The following is a 15800-nucleotide window of genomic DNA, read 5'->3' on the forward strand; positions in this document are numbered from 1 at the left end:
TACTCAATCTAGCCGGAGATCGAATGTTTAAAGCTTTCCTTTTCACCACGCTTACCTTAGTTACAACAATCTTTTCATTACAGAGCCTCGCAAGTTGCGAACAACAAGATCAGAATATTGCTTATAAGAACACAAGAGAGTTCATAAGAATTAAGAAAGTTGTTAATGAGGTTGGAACCAAGAAGGTTGGTAAGGACCTTAAAAAACAAATCAATTCACTTTTTAATCAAACGAGAAATTACTACTTTCAATCAAAATGTCTAAGCTTACGTCATCAACAGCTTGGAATTCTCATGGAATTAAAAGAGCTAAAGAAATTATAAGCTTTTCTTTACCGCTTCCCACCTACCGCTAATAATGGGCAAGGTGGCAAAATGACTTTAACAATAACCATGGAAGGTTTGTATGGAAAGAGTCATTAATCAATTATCAATTTCAAAACATGCACAAAAGAGAATGTCTCAGCGTCAGATTGAATTAAATGATAGGGACTTATTTAAACTCAGCGAAGCCGCAATGAAACTAAAGGCCAAAGGCTCTCATGAGTCCTTGATCATTACTCCCATCGCTGCTTTTATTTTAGATATCGACCATCATTGTCTCATCACGGCAATTCACTCCGATGAGATGAATGAGAATATTTTCACTAAGATTGATGCGACAATGATAGTGAATTAAAGAGTATTCCAATAATTGATTTCTAAATCCCCTTTATGCTGGAGATCATTAGCACTTGAAGGAACTGCTCCACTGAAGATTAATTCATCATTTTCAGTCTCAAAAACTGAAGTTGTTAGAATGTGATTACCTTCCATAGAATTTACTTCCATGATCTGAGTAACCTTACGTCTTCCATTCTCACCGCGTCCTAATTGAATAATATAATCAACGGCCGTGGAGATATAACGTCTAACTACATGATATGGCAGATCAAAGCCTGACATTAGAAAGAGAGACTCAACTCTTTGTAGACACTCGACAGGTGAGTTCGCATGGATTGAAGTCATACTTCCATCGTGGCCAGTATTCATCGCCTGAATCATATCAAAAGTCTCAGCTCCCCTAACCTCACCAACAATAATTCGATCAGGTCTCATTCGTAGAGTATTTTTAACGAGCTCACTCATTGAGATATTCTTATCAAGCCCCGCCTCAAGACGAACAGAGTTTGGCTGTTTTAAAACAAGCTCAATAGTATCCTCAATGGTAATAATTCTCTCTCCTTGATCAACTTCTTTTAAAAGCATATTCATAAAAGTCGTCTTTCCAGAACCTGTTCCACCAGAGATTAGAATATTCTTTCTTGAGCGCATTAAGGCCATAAGAAATGGAACGACATTTTCAGGAATATTAAAGAGAGCTCCGTGTTTTTCGAGCTCAAAGTTATTTGAGAGGTATTTTCTAATTGTTATGGATGTACCACTTGAGGCAAATGGTTCACTAATAATATTAACACGTGAGCCATCTGGTAGACGGCCATCTAAGATAGGATCATTATTTGAGAATTCTTTCTTATTAAAAATTGCAACTTCTGTAGCAAAGTCGAGAATATCTTTTTTATTAATATTCACATTTAGGCCAATGAACTCTCCGGCCCTTTCAACAAAAACACTATTTGGTCCATTAATGACAATTTCAGAGATCCCTCGTTTTGTTGATAGATCATCTAACATTTTCCAAATACTATTTTCAGTCATATATTTCCTTTAAATGAATCCTAAACAGTCTTAGCCGCAACTAGTTCGAGATCCCCAATACTAAGCGCATAATTTATTAAATTCTTTTGTAGTAATTGTTTCTGATTTGGTTCGAGCATAGTCTCAATCATATCAAAGCTTGATTTGGCCTTTATTAATCCAAAAAGCTTTTCTTCACCTAGAAACTTTAAGAAATGCACAAGCATCAAAATCAGAATATCAATTCTTATATTTCGATTTGTAACAGAGGCCATTAATTGATCGATTTTACGAGATGGAAAATAAGGATGCTCATCCAATGACTTTAAGTCTTGTTCATAACAAGAGACTTTTAAATAAAAGCCAAGAGATATTAGTCTAGAATATCCACTTACTGTTTTATCACGAAACCTAGCTTCTAGATTTGTAATATCATCAACACTATCAACTAAAACTGAATGAGGATGATTACTATTTTCTAAGAAGTTTATATAATAGGCCAATAAACGATCACGAATCCCATGCCATCCAAACTTCTTAATAAGTGAAGTGAGGTCTGTCTCTTCACCAGCATTTAAAACTCGATAGAGAATTCTTGCCATGGCCGGTGATTGATAAATATATTTTTGAAGATCCACAGAGGTCTGACTTGAGCTTGATACGTTACTGATGAGTAACTGACAAAATGCCTCGGGAAGTTCTATGTAATCCAATTCCATATACCTATGATAAATGAGATTTCCATCACTTTCCAGACTTATATTCGCTTTATCAATAACACAAGAAACTGTTATAATAATTAAATGAAAACTCCTATTCTTGAAGAATTCAAATTGAAGTCCATTGATAAAGTGGAAATCAAGGCAAATTTAAAACATTATCGTGTTGGCCATCAACCGGTTTACCTTGATGCTTCTCGCCTTAAAAGAGATCGTCTTATCAAGTTACTTGGCCTTCTCTCCAATGTTATGGAAGAGGAAAACTTATCACCTAAGTTTCCTTACCCTTTTTATATTATTTCCGATATCGAAGATATTTGGACTAAGTTTCCAATCTTCAAAAGTATAGAAGAGCTCCCAAGCTATTATCAATTTGAAGCAACGAGACCTACGACTAAGGAACAAAAAATACTGGACTTCATCGATATCTCAGCATCTAACATAAGAAATGAAGATGTTCAGCTATGCTTAGACGAGTTCTCTCGCACAATCTCATCTCAAAGAATTATTAAATCATTGGCCAAGGAAGGAAGTAAACTTGAAAAGATTCTAAAAATTCTTGAAGAAGAGGCCAAGGGATAAAGTATGAACGACGACAATAATGATAATAACGATGCTAAGAAAATTGATCAACATATCCGAAAAGTGTTAGGAGAAGAGTTTGCGCCGGTTCAAAAGAGAAGCGATAATGGACAAGAAGGACATAAGCTGACGAATTTTTTGGACATTGAAAAAAATCGAATCAAACAACTAAAGGACTTCTTTCAAACACGTATCCCAAATGTGATTGAATTAAATCAGTTTGACGAGTTGATGCAGGAATTAGTTGAATATAACGATACTTTAAGAACGAAAATACTTAAGCATACGCTAAAGAAAGATTCAAAATTTAATAAGAATATTAAGCAAATATTCAATAAAACATTTATCGATTAGGAGAGGTTATGAAGAAGTTGATTTTAGGGGCACTACTATTTTCAAGTGTGGCATCATTTGCAATTAGACCACCAGTAGTAGAAATTTCAGGAGATAATGGCGGACGCTTAAATGGGAATGCTTGGTCTTCAAAAGAGCTAAAAGGCAAAGTACACGTACTATTCTATGTTGATCCAGATGAGAAAGACTTAAATAACCATGCTTCTGAAGCACTGGCCGCTGAAAAATTTGACCTAAAAAAATACGCTTCAGTTGCCGTAATCAATATGGATGCAACTTGGCTACCTAACTCAATCCTAGAAGGTGCTCTTGAAGATAAGCAAAAGAAGTACCCTAATACATTATATGTTAAAGACCTAGAAAAAGTCGTCGTAAAAAAATGGGACGGAATTGTAAAAGATGATGATTCTAATATTATTGTTTTTGATAAGGCCGGAAATATCATTTATAAAATCAATGGAAAGGCCAGTGATAAGCAAGTAAAAGAGATGATCTCTTTAATCAAAAATAATCTCTAAAGGGTGCCATGCACCTTTTGTTTCGCAACTGCTAAAAGACTTCTCTTCAGAAGTCTTTTTTTATTTTTTTTCTTAATACTTATGTTTCAATACTGAAAAACTTCAACTACCTTCATAAAACATATATACAACATTTTCATTGGGCACTATTAATCATTTTATGCCAAGAAAATCTTTAATAAGAACGAATACTTGTCCTTATCATGTAACAATAAGAACTAATAATAAGGAATGGTTTGATATTCCCATGCCTATTGTCTGGTCTTTTTGTATGAAATCAATAAATTATGCAAATCTTCATCATCCAGTAGAAATTCAATCATTCGTCCTAATGTCAAATCACTATCATTTAATGATATGGACCCCAAATAGTGATCTTGATAAGTTTATGTTCTTTTTTAACTCTCACCTAAGCAAACTTATCAGAAAATATACAGGAAGAATAAACCGTATCTTTGGTGATCGATATAAGTGGTCATTAATAAAAGATCAAAAATATTACTTAAATGTTCTACGCTATATATATCAAAATCCGTTGAGGAAAGACCTTTCAAGCCTTTGTGAAGAATATGAGTTTTCTTCACTCTACCATTATATAAACAACCAAAATCTTGGTTTCAAATTGAAAGACCCGATATATGGAGATAAAACGTCTTTTTTAAAATGGGTAAACCTTGAAGATAAAAAAGCGACAGACCAAACAAGACAGTCGCTGCAAAAACCAGTCTATAAACCGATAGTAAACCAATCTTCAAGGAGAATTCTTTAGCAGTTGCGAAACAAAAGGTGCATGGCACCTATTCTTTAATCAATGTTAAATCATTCATTATAACAGGATAACTTCTTCGAAGCTTCTTTCCACTTTTTAAGCGATAAGGCCATTCAATGATGACTTCACTAACCTTTTCATCTCCAAGGCCGATATGAACAATCGATGAGTTTTGTGGTTGGAATTGTCCATATGAAAAATAATGTTGACGCGTTAGTGTACGACCTTTATCTGTGACAACAATAATCTTTGCACCGATTGCATCATAGTTAGACCTCTTACCTTCAAGCTTCAACTTAATAAAGTTCTTCTGTGGTAAATTATTTTCAAAAAGATAAACACGCGGCTTAATGCGTGCATCTCTGGTATTAACTTGAATTGTTAAAAGATCATTTCTTCCATCACCATTGTAGTCAAAGACTACAGTTGAGCTTGGGTTTACAATATCAATACCGTAATCTTTTGAGCGGTTTACTAATTCGTGATCATTTTCTTGTACAAAGCTAACGAGTCTTGTGTGCGGGGGAAACCCCGAATTATCAACAATTAGGTCAATGAGGCCATCATTATTAAGATCACTCCAAAGTCCGCGCATATCACCTTGGTTCCAATTAGTAAGTGCACCATCATTTGTATATTCTGTTCTTAAAAATGAAATCTTTTTAAGACCTCTATTTGTCAGGATACTTGAACGGTCACGATAGTCGAGATCAAGAGACTTTGAGACCTCTCCCATGGCAATATCATAATAACCATCATTATTGTAATCACCACAAATAGCAAAGGTTGAATTACCACCATTAAAACGTCCACCACTGGTAATACTATCCATGGCATAACCAGATTGAGGTCCATAATCCACATATTTTAAAACTTTATTCTGCTCAGTTGAAAGCCAAAGTTTATTAGGATAGCCGGCGGTATTACTAGTTAGAATATCCGGATATCCGTCATTATTGATATCACAGATACTAGATGAGAATGTAGGTGCGACGTTATACTCTTCATCACCTCGCATTGCCAGTTCAGAAGTTAAGGCCCCTGATATTTCATAGACTTTTTTCTTCTTGGCCGTAAATAGTCGGTTTGCAACAGGTTTCCCCTTGTTACGACGGTCAAACCAACTTGCAACAAACATATCTAATTCACCATCATTATCGTAATCAAAGACGTTTACATTAGTAATAGGTGCGATGAAATCAAATTTAAATTCATGTGCCTTTCTAAAAATAATACTATTTCCGCGAGACTTATTTCCCAAATAAATAGAGATTGGTTTTTTCGTTAAGGCCGATTTTTGATTGTGAAGCCCAACTAATACATCTGTCGTTCCATCTTTATCAAAATCAGAAAACTGAAAAAACGTTGCTTGAACATCATCCTCAAAGTAAATATTCTTCGCCTTAACAAATTCTCCACTCTTTGTGGCCAAATAGAACTGAGCTGTTGAATAATTCCCACTTAGAAAAACTAAATCTTCAAGCCCATCACTATTGATATCATAAATATAAACACGAGAAGCTTCGATATTTGCAAGGCCAACCTTCTGAGTCACATCAATAAATGCAGATGATTTCTTCTGTGGGCCGTAATTAATTTTTGCACGCTTTCTTTTGACTTCTTTTTTCTTCTTATTAAAAGAAGAGCAAGCACTAAATAATAAAGCGAAGACTAATAAGTAGTGAATTTTCATACCTATATGATAATAGAAAAAAGAAGGCCCTAGCAAATAACTAGGGCCAATATTTGTGAAAAATATTTTTTTAGAGAAATTAGAAGTTAATAATGTCTAATCCGTAACCATCATTATCACAAACCATATCTGAAGTTGCTTTAACAATCTTATCATCGTGATTTGTCATTGACTTAAGATTTGTTACAACTACTGCTCTAGCATCTTTTAGTGCTACACGAGCAAGGTTAAGACAATAGTCCTTCTTGGCCTGATCAACTTTTTCACTGTTTAAAATAGAAGTTGTACGTGAAATTACTGCAAGCATTACATAAAGATTCATTGCCATTTCAGCAATTCTCTTTTGTGGAAGCTCATTTCCAATAATATTCTTACCGTACTTCATTAGTGTATTTTCAACTTGAATCGCAAATTGACCAAGAAGAGAGTTAAACTTCCCTGCTTCTTTATCTAGCTTTTCATGTTGCTTAGTAATAAGACGTTGACCAATCATTTTAGAGAAACGACCACGTGCAAAGTTTGTTAGTACACCAACTGATTTAATTGGATCTTGTAGTGCTTTAGAAACGTCTGCCGCTTTACCTAACTCTTTCATACTTTCAGAAGGATTTCTAATACCAGAAAGAGCAAGGAAGATTCTAAGAATTTCATTTGTTCCTTCAAAAATCATATTAATACGTGAGTCACGCATATATCTTTCATAAGGATACTCTTTCATATAACCGTTACCGGCCGCAATTTGCATTGCTTGATCACATACTTCCCATAGTGCTTCAGAACCATAAACCTTACAAACAGCTGTCTCTAAGTAATAATCTTTAAGACCTTTACACATATTTCCAGTCGTCATGTAAACGATTGATTCAGTTGCATAAATTCTTGCTGCCATAAGAGCAAGTTTATCTTGGATTAAACCAAACTCAGCAATTGGTGCACCAAATTGCTTACGCCCTTTAGCGTGCTCAGTTGCCATCTTTAGTAGAGTCTTCATACCACCGACACAACCAGCACCAAGTGATAGACGTCCAGAGTTAAGAACGTTCATAGCAATCTTGAAACCTTTTCCAAGCTCACCAATGATATTTTCTTTTGGAACAATTACTTTATCAAAGTATACGGCGCGAGTTTCAGAGGCCCTGATCCCCATCTTCTTCTCTTTTTCTCCAAAAGAGACACCTTCCATACCTTTTTCAACGATGAAACAAGAGATTTTCTCTTTTGTTTCTCCATCAATTTCATGATCAGTTTTAGCAAATACTGAGTAGAACTCTGCTGTTCCAGCATTCGTAATCCAAAGTTTTTGTCCAGTTAATGTATAAGTACCATCACCATTATCAACGGCCTTAGTCTTAATAGAATAAGCATCAGAACCAGACCCTGGCTCAGTTAGACAAAATGATGCTAACTTTTCACCTGTAGCAAGTTGTGGAAGCCACTTTGCTTTTTGCTCTTCTGTTCCTTCGTTAAGAAGTGCGCGATAACCAATTGACTGGTGTGCACCAATCATTGTTGCAACAGCGCCGTCAAATGCAGCAACTTCAGCAAAAACACGACTATATAGAGTGTAATCTAAACCAAGACCACCTAGATCTTCGTTAACACCCATACCAAAAAGACCTAGTTCAGCTAGCCCTTTCATAACTTCATCAGGAATAACGGACTCTTCATCCATTTTTTCGCAGTCTAGTGCATCTTCACAGAATTTACTAACAGCGTTAACCATTTCGCGACCAAAGTCTTGCTGCTCTTCAGTAAAACCTGGAAATGGAAAAACGTTTTCTTCTTTAACTTCACCAAAGAACAGGTCTCCAACAATGGAGTCCATCATTTGTTTCTCTTCACTCATCATTAAGTCCTTTTTTAAATCCTTCTAACTATATTAGAGTATTGATTGACTAGAATTCCCTGACATTTTAGCACGACAATTGTCAAATACGCAAAGTAAACAGATATTATGATTATCCGAGCACAACGCTCTGCTTTCCTTAAGAAAAATCTTACCAGATATATCAATGGTTGATGCTTTGGGTAAACAACCTTAAAATACTATAAGGTATTAAAATATAAAAACTTTCAAGAAGAAATTGAATGACGAAAAAGAAAGGATTCTTTTCAAAAATTAAATCGAAACTGTCGAAGGATCAGGATGATGCTGAGTACACTAGTGAAAATCTTCCTGAGACACCTCCATCTGATGAATACGAAGAATATGAAGATGAGGAAGAAGTAGAAGCAGACTTCGATAATGAAGAGTACGAAGAAGTGTATGAGGAACTTGATGGTGAAGATCATCTAGAAGTCGAAGAAGAGGATACTCCTCCAACTCCCCCAGCGGTGGAAGATCCAACGTTAGAAGTCTATATTGATGACCTATCAGCAGATGATGAGCAAAGCGCTGGCTTCTTAAGCAAATTAAAAAATAAATTAAAAAAGAATAATGATTCTCATGACTCTGAAGACGACGATGAGCTTGAAGTTGATGAAATAGAAGAAGATGAAATAGAAGAAGATGAAGATGCAAATAAGTACAACGTAATGCAACGTATGCTTGATCGTATCAAATCAAAAAGAGATGAGCTCTCAACAGCTAATGTAACAGGAAAGAAAGGCAAGCAACAACTAAGTGGGCCACAATACTTTCTACCAAACTTACTTAGTTCAGAGAATCGTCCACAAGTACATCGTTACTTTATCTTGGCCATTAGCTTCGTCCTACTCTATCAAGTTGGAAAGATGGCCGCTCTCTATTTAAAAGATAAAGGTGAAGGCTCTTCAATTCAGACAACATTTAGTCGTCCACAAACATATGAGTATAATCGTCCTATTGCTAATATAAGAAATTATAATCCTTTCAATATCCAAGAGGATAAGAACGAAAAAGTTGAAGATAAGCCTAAGAAGCCACGCAATATTATAAAAGTTTGTCGTAGCGCCGAAGCGGAATCAAAGCTTGGCTTGAAACTAATTAACACAGTTGTTCTACAAAATAATAAAAAGTCTGTTGCAAGTATCACAAACCGAGGAAAGCGTTTAAACGTTAGGATTGGAAGTAAGATTGATAATATTGCAGAGATTGGAAATATTTCACGTCAAAAGGTTATCTTTAAAAACCTTCGCTCAGGTGAATGTGAATATATTGAAAATGTAGATGATCGTGCGAGACGTTTTGCACGTAAAACAAAAACAAAGATCCTTCCTCCTAGTCGAGCAAAGGATGTGATGCCTGAATTCAATAAAGATATTAAAGTTGAAGGTAATAACTTTAAGATCAAGAAGCAATTAAGAGATCAACTACTAAGTAATATTGGTGATGTTTTGACTCAAGCTAAGGCCATTACAATTAAGAATCCTGATGGTTCACTTTGTTTTAAAATGACACAGGTAAAGCCAGGGTCAATCTACTCTTACCTGAATGTTCAAAATGATGACATTATTTGCGAAATCAACGGCGCAAAAATAAATAACATGAACCAGATTATGGGAATGTTTGGAAAAATTAAGTCTACGGACTATTACGAATTAGGTATCAAACGCAATGGCGTTCACCAAAGCTTTAATTATAACTTTGTTGATTAAATCATAGGGATCACGGATGAAGAAACTATTTTTAAATCTTTCAGCACTTTCACTACTCTGCCTGTCTACACCATATGCAGAAGCGCAGTTTAGACAGTTTAAGTCAAAGACGAAAGTTAATCGCGATAGCAGCGACAGACCATCTGCAGCAAACTTACTTAACACAAGTACAGCGACTTCAGGGAGTGATGCTTTTGGAAGAACTGCAAATCAACCAAAGAAAACTGATGATGCCTATGTAAACCTAAATCCAGAAACAGCTTTTGGTCCTGAAATTGTTACTAGCTTTGACTTTGAAGATACATCCCTACAAGATCTGACAAAACATATGCAAAAGCTTACTGGTCTCAATCTTATTATCGACAAAGACCTTAAAGGAAAGATTTCAATCTCTGCACCTACTCCAATTACAGTTGGAGATGCATGGAAGGCATACCTAGCAGCTCTTAATATGAATGGTTTAACAATGGTTAAATCAGGTGCATTCTATAAGATTGTTCAAGCAAGAGATATTCGTTATATCCCAACAAAGATCTACACGGGAAACTACGTTCCAGAAACTGAAAATTACTTAATGAAGATTATTGCCCTAAAGAATATTGACTCGACAGAGGTCTCTCGTTCATTTAGACCATTTATGTCTCGTTATGGGCGTATTATTGAAATTAAACAAACAAATACAATTATCATTCAAGATACAGGTTCTAATATTAATCGTCTTATGAGCTTAATTAAGTTCATCGATGTTCCAGGACACGAAGAAACGCTTCAAATTATACCTGTTAAAAATACTTCTGCCTCAGAAATTGCAAAGCTTCTCGATAAAATCCTCAAGGATGACACATCAAAGAAGACCGCACGTCGTAGTAATGATGGCGGAGGACAAAGTATTTCAAAACTTACTGCTGAGCCAAGAACAAATTCTATTATCGCCATGGCCAACTCAAGTGGTGCAAAGAGATTAAAAGAGTTAATTAATAAACTTGATGTTGAGCTAGTCGCTTCAAATAATGAGCAAATCCATGTTTACTACCTCTACCACGGTGATGCCGAGGATATGTCTAAGACACTTTCTGAACTAGTTAGTAGCTCAGGAAGCTCTAGAACATCGAGAACGACGAGACGATCACGCTTCTCGAGAGCAGCAAGTAACGATGATGAAAACGAATTATTCAATGCTGAAGTTAGAATTACAGCAGACAAATCAAATAACGCTCTTGTTGTTACTGCCTCTCCTACTGATTGGCTAACACTTGAAAAAGTAATCAAGAAACTAGACCAACCTAAAGACCAAGTCTTTGTTGAAGGTCTAATTATGGAAACAAATATTTCTAAGTCAAGAGACTTAGGTGTATCAATTGTTGGAGCCTACGGTACAGGTGCTGCTGATAGAGCTGGTTCACTGCAAGGTTCTTCAGGAAGTACACTAACTCAACTACTTTCAGGTTCATGGCAATCAATCGGTGGACTATTTGCAGGTATTGGTATCGGAAACGAAGTTGAAGTTGATGTTGGTGGGCAAACTGTTAAGATCGATTCAGTGAACGCACTGATCTCAGCGATTGCAAGTCACGGTGACACAAATGTTCTCTCGACTCCTCAACTACTCGTTCAAGATAATACAGAAGGTGTATTTGAAGTTGGTGAGAAGATTCCTGTGCCTAAAGAGACACAAGCTTCAAATGGGTCGACAACGACATCACTTGAAACACAAAACGTAACTCTTAAACTTAAGATTACACCACAAATTAATAAGGTTACTCGTTATATCAAACTTAAGATTGATCAGAACCTAGAAGACTTCTCTAGCCGTGCCCTTCCATCAGGTGTTCAAAACGTCGGTGTTGGTACAGTTGTTAGAAGTGCAGTTACAACAGTTACAGTAAGAGATCGTGACACAATTGCCATGAGTGGTTTAATGCGAGACAAGACAGTTGACTCTGTTTCAAAAGTTCCACTACTTGGTGATATCCCTGTCCTAGGCTGGCTATTTAAGAATACAAGTACACAGACTGAAAAACTTAATATGTTATTTTTCTTAACACCAAGTATTTTAGATAACTACCAGCAAGATGTTGCTGAAACTGTTAAAGAGAATTTAAATCGTCGTGCCTCTCACCTGAAGAAATACCATGGTGAAAACGATCCGTTTAAATCAACGGCCAAAGGACTTTACAATAAGGCCAAGAAACAACAAGACGGTCCACTTTATGATGAAAGTCGTAACCGTTACTACAAAGATCAGAATAAGAAAGGTGTTCAAAATCAGGAGATGGACTTAAACAGTAGCGCTCCTGTTGATAAACCAAAGTATGAAGATATCGTTCAGAAGGTAAAGTCTAAAAAAGCTGCTTCAAAAAAAGACAATGAAGTAAGAATTAAAACAAGTAATAAAGACGTTATCATTAGTAAGTAAGAGTTATAAAGGCATACACAGTATATGAGAAACCAAGTGCTAGAAACATTTGAACAGGGAAAAGAGAAAATTGGTGAGCTTTTAATTAAGCACACTTCCCTCACTCGTGAACAACTTGACGAGGCCCTGGATATTCAACAAGAATCGGGAATGCTAATTGGAGAAATTCTCTTAAAGAAGAATTACATTCATCCGCATGACATCACAAAAGTAATCTGTCATCAAATTGATATTCCTTATGAAACTGAAATTGATGTTGATACGATTGACCCTGAACTCATTACTAATATTCCGATTAACTATGCTAAAAGTCAGGAGTTAATTCCAGTACTAGAAACACCACGCTTTGTTTCAATTATTATCACCGACCCTTTTAACTTTGATGCCATCAATGATTTAAGAGAAATCTTTAAAAAAGATATTCATGTCTCAGTTGCTCAGCCTTTAAAAGTTAATGATGCAATCAACAGAGTTTACGAGAAAGCTAATAAGAATATGGTTCAATCTCTTGAGGACGAGTTTGATGAAACTCTCGACCTAGATGGGCCAATTGATATCCTTGATGCTGGAGCTGACGAGGCTCCTGTTATACGCTTTGTTAACTCTATTATCTTTAGAGCTGTTAAAGAGCGTGCAACAGATATTCATATTGAACCTTATGAAAAAGAGTCGATTTATCGTTTTCGTATCAACCGAGTTATGACGGAAGTTTTAAGACAACCTCTAAAAACTCACTCTGCTGTTGCCTCACGTATTAAGGTTATGGCAAAACTAGATATTGCAGAAAAGCGTATGCCACAAGATGGCCGAATTCCAATTAAGATGGCCGGAAAAGATATTGATATTCGTCTTTCAACAGTACCAGTTCAAAATGGTGAACGTATTGTTATGAGGATTCTAGAAAAGGATAATAATATCCTTCAACTGGATCACTTAGGCTTCCATGGGAAGGTTCTAAATGATCTCGATGCCCTATCACAAAGAAAAGATGGAATTGTTTACGTATCAGGGCCAACTGGTCACGGTAAGTCAACGACTCTCTTTGCAATGCTAAGTCGTATCAACACTCCTGATCGTATGATCATTACAGTTGAAGACCCGGTGGAATATGAAGTACCAGGTATTTCACAAATTCAGGTAAACCACAAAATTGAATTATCATTTGCGAAAGCACTTCGAGCTATTCTTCGTCAAAACCCTGATGTTATCATGGTTGGGGAAACGAGGGATTATGAAACAGCGGAAATGGCAATTCAAGCATCGATTACAGGTCACTTTGTTCTATCAACAATTCACACCAACGATGCATCCTCTGTTCCAAACCGTCTAATTGACATGGGTGTGCAGCCATTTATGATTGCCTCTTCCCTATCTGGCGCACTAGCACAAAGACTAATCCGTACACTTTGTAGTGAGTGCAAAAGGCCAAAAGATATATCTAAATTTGATCTAGAAGTTTTAGGAATTAAAGCAATACCAGAAGGTCATACTGTTTATGAATCCGTAGGTTGTCCAAGTTGTGATAACAAAGGATACTCTGGAATGACAGTAGTTGCAGAACTTCTTATGATTAACGACGAGATCAGAACGATGATTATTAACTCTGCACCTTCTGGAAAGATTAAACGTGCGGCACAAAGAGCTGGAATGAAGACACTTCGCGATGATGCCATTGAGAAGGTTCTTAGAGGTATCACTTCTATCTCTGAAATGAATCGTGCCATTAATATTGAAACAGAAGAAGAAACAAAAGAGTAATACATGGCCATTTTTGATTATAAAGGTATTGATCGTACAGGTAGCGAGAAGAAAGGCAATATTACGGCCGAAAATGAATTGGCCGCAAAGGCAAAAATTCGCGCTCAAGGTATTATGCTCACATCAATAAAAGAGCATAAATCGGGATCAAAAGCATCTTTTGAAATCAACTTTGGTAGCACAATCTCAATTAATGATCTCTCATTAATGACAAGACAATTAGCAACGCTTATTAAGGCAAGAATTCAAATTGTTGAATCATTTAATGCTTTAATCGAGCAATGTGAAAACCCAAAACTTAAGGTTATACTTTCAGAAATAAGACAAAAGGTTAACGAGGGTTCTTCCCTTGCTGCCGCCCTTGCTGATTACCCAAAAGTTTTTGACCATATCTATGTCAACATGGTTGAAGCCGGTGAACAATCAGGAACTTTAGACATCGTTCTACTACGTCTTGCTGAATTTACAGAAGCGCAAGTTAAATTAAAAAATAAAGTGAAGGGTGCCATGATGTACCCAATAATTATGCTTATTGTTGGTGCAACCGTTATGGGTGTTATTCTAGTTCTCGTTATTCCAAAGATTACAAAAATCTTTGTCTCAATGAAAAAAGAGCTTCCCCTACCAACACAGATTTCAATTTGGCTCTCAAGCTTTCTTCAACAATACTGGTGGGCCGTTATCGTTGGTCTCTTCGGTGCCTTCTGGTTATTTAAACGCTATATCAATACAAAGAAAGGCCGTTCACGTTGGGACTCATTAACTTTAAAGCTACCAATCTTTGGTCAACTTATAACAATGGTAAACGTTTCACGTTTTGCCTCAACTCTATCAACTCTATTGAATTCGGGTGTTCCAATTCTTGCTGCCATGAAAATTGTCAAAAATCTAATCGGCAATGTCCACATGCAGGATGCAATTGAGAGTGCACGTGTTAATATATCTGAAGGTTCTTCAATGGCAGCGCCTTTGGCTCAATCTGGACACTTTCCTATTATGGTGACACACATGATCAGCCTAGGAGAGAAGTCAGGGGAACTTGAGCCAATGCTTAACATTATTGCGGAAAACTACGAAGATCAGGTAGAATCTAAGCTAAGTGGGTTAACATCTGTTTTAGAACCGATTATGATGGTGGGAATGGGTGGTGCCGTTGCATTTATTGTAATGTCGGTAGTTGTTCCAATGATGGAGCTGAACTCAATCAACTAAGCTTAACTTGATTTTAGGAAGAGAAGATATTTAAGGAGATTTATTTTGAAAGATTACAATTTTAAAAACTTTTTTAAGGTTCAGGCTTTAAAAAACCAAGCAGGTATGACGCTAATTGAAATTCTAATTGCATTAACACTTATCTCATTAATGGGGACATTTATTGCAGGTAAAGTTTTTGATTCATTAGAAGAAGGTCGTGTTAAATCAGCTAACATTCAGATGAAGTCACTTGAATCACTTCTAAAAGACTTTAGAAGAAAGTGTAACTTCTACCCTACTACAGAACAAGGTCTAGAAGCACTTCTATCAAAGCCTTCAGGAGGACGTGAGTGTCGTAACTATCCACCAAATGGATTTATTGATGCAGATCAAATTCCTCTAGATCCATGGGATATGGAATACGTTTATACTTCTGATGGTAAGACGTACAATATTATGTCTTATGGTAATGATAATGAAGAAGGCGGAGAAGGTTTCGCTAAAGATCTATACCTAAGAGATAGAAAGTAATTAAAGATTAAAGG

General features: G+C 36.1%; 15 protein-coding genes. 11 read left to right on the forward strand and 4 right to left on the reverse strand.

What is annotated here, in order from left to right; translation table 11 throughout:
- The first annotated feature begins 23 nt into the window (after nucleotides 1-23).
- Nucleotides 24-323: a hypothetical protein gene (locus DAY19_RS14045; protein WP_133296981.1), complete on the forward strand. Its 300-nt coding sequence runs from the start codon at nucleotides 24-26 to the stop codon at nucleotides 321-323.
- An 82-nt stretch (nucleotides 324-405) separates the two neighbouring features.
- The gene (locus DAY19_RS14050) at nucleotides 406-678 is read left to right on the forward strand and encodes a hypothetical protein (RefSeq protein WP_115363543.1); all 273 of its coding nucleotides are present in this window, start codon (nucleotides 406-408) and stop codon (nucleotides 676-678) included.
- Here DAY19_RS14050 and DAY19_RS14055 read toward each other — a convergent pair.
- Together DAY19_RS14055 and DAY19_RS14060 are read right to left on the reverse strand one after the other, a co-directional pair.
- Nucleotides 675-1697 (reverse strand): CpaF family protein, encoded by a 1023-nt coding sequence (locus DAY19_RS14055; RefSeq protein ID WP_115363545.1) that lies wholly within the window; start codon nucleotides 1695-1697, stop codon nucleotides 675-677. The genes DAY19_RS14050 and DAY19_RS14055 overlap by 4 nt on opposite strands.
- Nucleotides 1698-1717: 20 nt before the next feature.
- The gene (locus DAY19_RS14060) at nucleotides 1718-2395 is read right to left on the reverse strand and encodes a hypothetical protein (protein ID WP_133296982.1); all 678 of its coding nucleotides are present in this window, start codon (nucleotides 2393-2395) and stop codon (nucleotides 1718-1720) included.
- An 84-nt stretch (nucleotides 2396-2479) separates the two neighbouring features.
- Between DAY19_RS14060 and DAY19_RS14065 the strand changes: the two genes are divergently transcribed.
- From DAY19_RS14065 to DAY19_RS14080, 4 genes are all read left to right on the forward strand, one after another.
- Nucleotides 2480-2977, forward strand: coding sequence for a hypothetical protein (locus DAY19_RS14065; RefSeq protein WP_115363549.1), 498 nt, complete (start codon nucleotides 2480-2482; stop codon nucleotides 2975-2977).
- Between the two features lie 3 nt (nucleotides 2978-2980).
- Complete coding sequence (locus DAY19_RS14070; RefSeq protein WP_115363551.1) at nucleotides 2981-3331, forward strand: hypothetical protein; 351 nt, start codon at nucleotides 2981-2983, stop codon at nucleotides 3329-3331.
- Nucleotides 3332-3339: 8 nt separating this feature from the next.
- Complete coding sequence (locus DAY19_RS14075) at nucleotides 3340-3849, forward strand: YtfJ family protein (protein WP_115363554.1); 510 nt, start codon at nucleotides 3340-3342, stop codon at nucleotides 3847-3849.
- A gap of 160 nt (nucleotides 3850-4009) precedes the next feature.
- Nucleotides 4010-4618: a transposase gene (locus DAY19_RS14080; protein WP_115363562.1), complete on the forward strand. Its 609-nt coding sequence runs from the start codon at nucleotides 4010-4012 to the stop codon at nucleotides 4616-4618.
- A gap of 28 nt (nucleotides 4619-4646) precedes the next feature.
- Here DAY19_RS14080 and DAY19_RS14085 read toward each other — a convergent pair whose 3' ends face one another.
- Both DAY19_RS14085 and DAY19_RS14090 read right to left on the reverse strand, forming a co-directional pair.
- Complete coding sequence (locus tag DAY19_RS14085) at nucleotides 4647-6311, reverse strand: CRTAC1 family protein (protein ID WP_115363564.1); 1665 nt, start codon at nucleotides 6309-6311, stop codon at nucleotides 4647-4649.
- Nucleotides 6312-6390: 79 nt separating this feature from the next.
- Complete coding sequence (locus DAY19_RS14090) at nucleotides 6391-8157, reverse strand: acyl-CoA dehydrogenase family protein (RefSeq protein WP_158536922.1); 1767 nt, start codon at nucleotides 8155-8157, stop codon at nucleotides 6391-6393.
- Between the two features lie 242 nt (nucleotides 8158-8399).
- On the opposite strand from DAY19_RS14090, the gene DAY19_RS14095 reads away from it, so the two are divergent.
- Genes DAY19_RS14095 through gspG form a run of 5 tightly spaced genes read left to right on the forward strand, consistent with a single transcriptional unit; the run spans nucleotide 8400 to nucleotide 15786 of the window.
- Complete coding sequence (locus DAY19_RS14095) at nucleotides 8400-9887, forward strand: type II secretion system protein N (RefSeq protein ID WP_115363568.1); 1488 nt, start codon at nucleotides 8400-8402, stop codon at nucleotides 9885-9887.
- Nucleotides 9888-9903: 16 nt separating this feature from the next.
- On the forward strand, nucleotides 9904-12303 hold the full coding sequence (gene gspD / locus DAY19_RS14100; RefSeq protein ID WP_115363570.1) for a type II secretion system secretin GspD: 2400 nt from the start codon (nucleotides 9904-9906) through the stop codon (nucleotides 12301-12303).
- Between the two features lie 24 nt (nucleotides 12304-12327).
- Complete coding sequence (locus DAY19_RS14105) at nucleotides 12328-14061, forward strand: GspE/PulE family protein (RefSeq protein ID WP_115363572.1); 1734 nt, start codon at nucleotides 12328-12330, stop codon at nucleotides 14059-14061.
- Between the two features lie 3 nt (nucleotides 14062-14064).
- Entirely contained in the window at nucleotides 14065-15273 is a 1209-nt protein-coding gene (gene gspF, locus DAY19_RS14110; protein ID WP_115363574.1) for a type II secretion system inner membrane protein GspF, read from the forward strand.
- A 45-nt stretch (nucleotides 15274-15318) separates the two neighbouring features.
- The gene (gene gspG, locus DAY19_RS14115; protein WP_115363576.1) at nucleotides 15319-15786 is read left to right on the forward strand and encodes a type II secretion system major pseudopilin GspG; all 468 of its coding nucleotides are present in this window, start codon (nucleotides 15319-15321) and stop codon (nucleotides 15784-15786) included.
- Nucleotides 15787-15800: the final 14 nt, after the last annotated feature.

The organism is Halobacteriovorax vibrionivorans (genome assembly GCF_003346865.1).
Lineage (GTDB): Bacteria > Bdellovibrionota > Bacteriovoracia > Bacteriovoracales > Bacteriovoracaceae > Halobacteriovorax_A > Halobacteriovorax_A vibrionivorans.

What these genes read in the sequence shown, in the direction of transcription:
- DAY19_RS14045 (WP_133296981.1), top strand. Translation starts at nt 24, where the DNA reads ATGTTTAAAGCTTTCCTTTTCACCACGCTTACCTTAGTTACAACAATC.
- DAY19_RS14050 (WP_115363543.1), top strand. Translation starts at nt 406, where the DNA reads ATGGAAAGAGTCATTAATCAATTATCAATTTCAAAACATGCACAAAAG.
- DAY19_RS14055 (WP_115363545.1), bottom strand. Translation starts at nt 1,697, where the DNA reads ATGACTGAAAATAGTATTTGGAAAATGTTAGATGATCTATCAACAAAA.
- DAY19_RS14060 (WP_133296982.1), bottom strand. Translation starts at nt 2,395, where the DNA reads ATGGAATTGGATTACATAGAACTTCCCGAGGCATTTTGTCAGTTACTC.
- DAY19_RS14065 (WP_115363549.1), top strand. Translation starts at nt 2,480, where the DNA reads ATGAAAACTCCTATTCTTGAAGAATTCAAATTGAAGTCCATTGATAAA.
- DAY19_RS14070 (WP_115363551.1), top strand. Translation starts at nt 2,981, where the DNA reads ATGAACGACGACAATAATGATAATAACGATGCTAAGAAAATTGATCAA.
- DAY19_RS14075 (WP_115363554.1), top strand. Translation starts at nt 3,340, where the DNA reads ATGAAGAAGTTGATTTTAGGGGCACTACTATTTTCAAGTGTGGCATCA.
- DAY19_RS14080 (WP_115363562.1), top strand. Translation starts at nt 4,010, where the DNA reads ATGCCAAGAAAATCTTTAATAAGAACGAATACTTGTCCTTATCATGTA.
- DAY19_RS14085 (WP_115363564.1), bottom strand. Translation starts at nt 6,311, where the DNA reads ATGAAAATTCACTACTTATTAGTCTTCGCTTTATTATTTAGTGCTTGC.
- DAY19_RS14090 (WP_158536922.1), bottom strand. Translation starts at nt 8,157, where the DNA reads ATGAGTGAAGAGAAACAAATGATGGACTCCATTGTTGGAGACCTGTTC.
- DAY19_RS14095 (WP_115363568.1), top strand. Translation starts at nt 8,400, where the DNA reads ATGACGAAAAAGAAAGGATTCTTTTCAAAAATTAAATCGAAACTGTCG.
- gspD (WP_115363570.1), top strand. Translation starts at nt 9,904, where the DNA reads ATGAAGAAACTATTTTTAAATCTTTCAGCACTTTCACTACTCTGCCTG.
- DAY19_RS14105 (WP_115363572.1), top strand. Translation starts at nt 12,328, where the DNA reads ATGAGAAACCAAGTGCTAGAAACATTTGAACAGGGAAAAGAGAAAATT.
- gspF (WP_115363574.1), top strand. Translation starts at nt 14,065, where the DNA reads ATGGCCATTTTTGATTATAAAGGTATTGATCGTACAGGTAGCGAGAAG.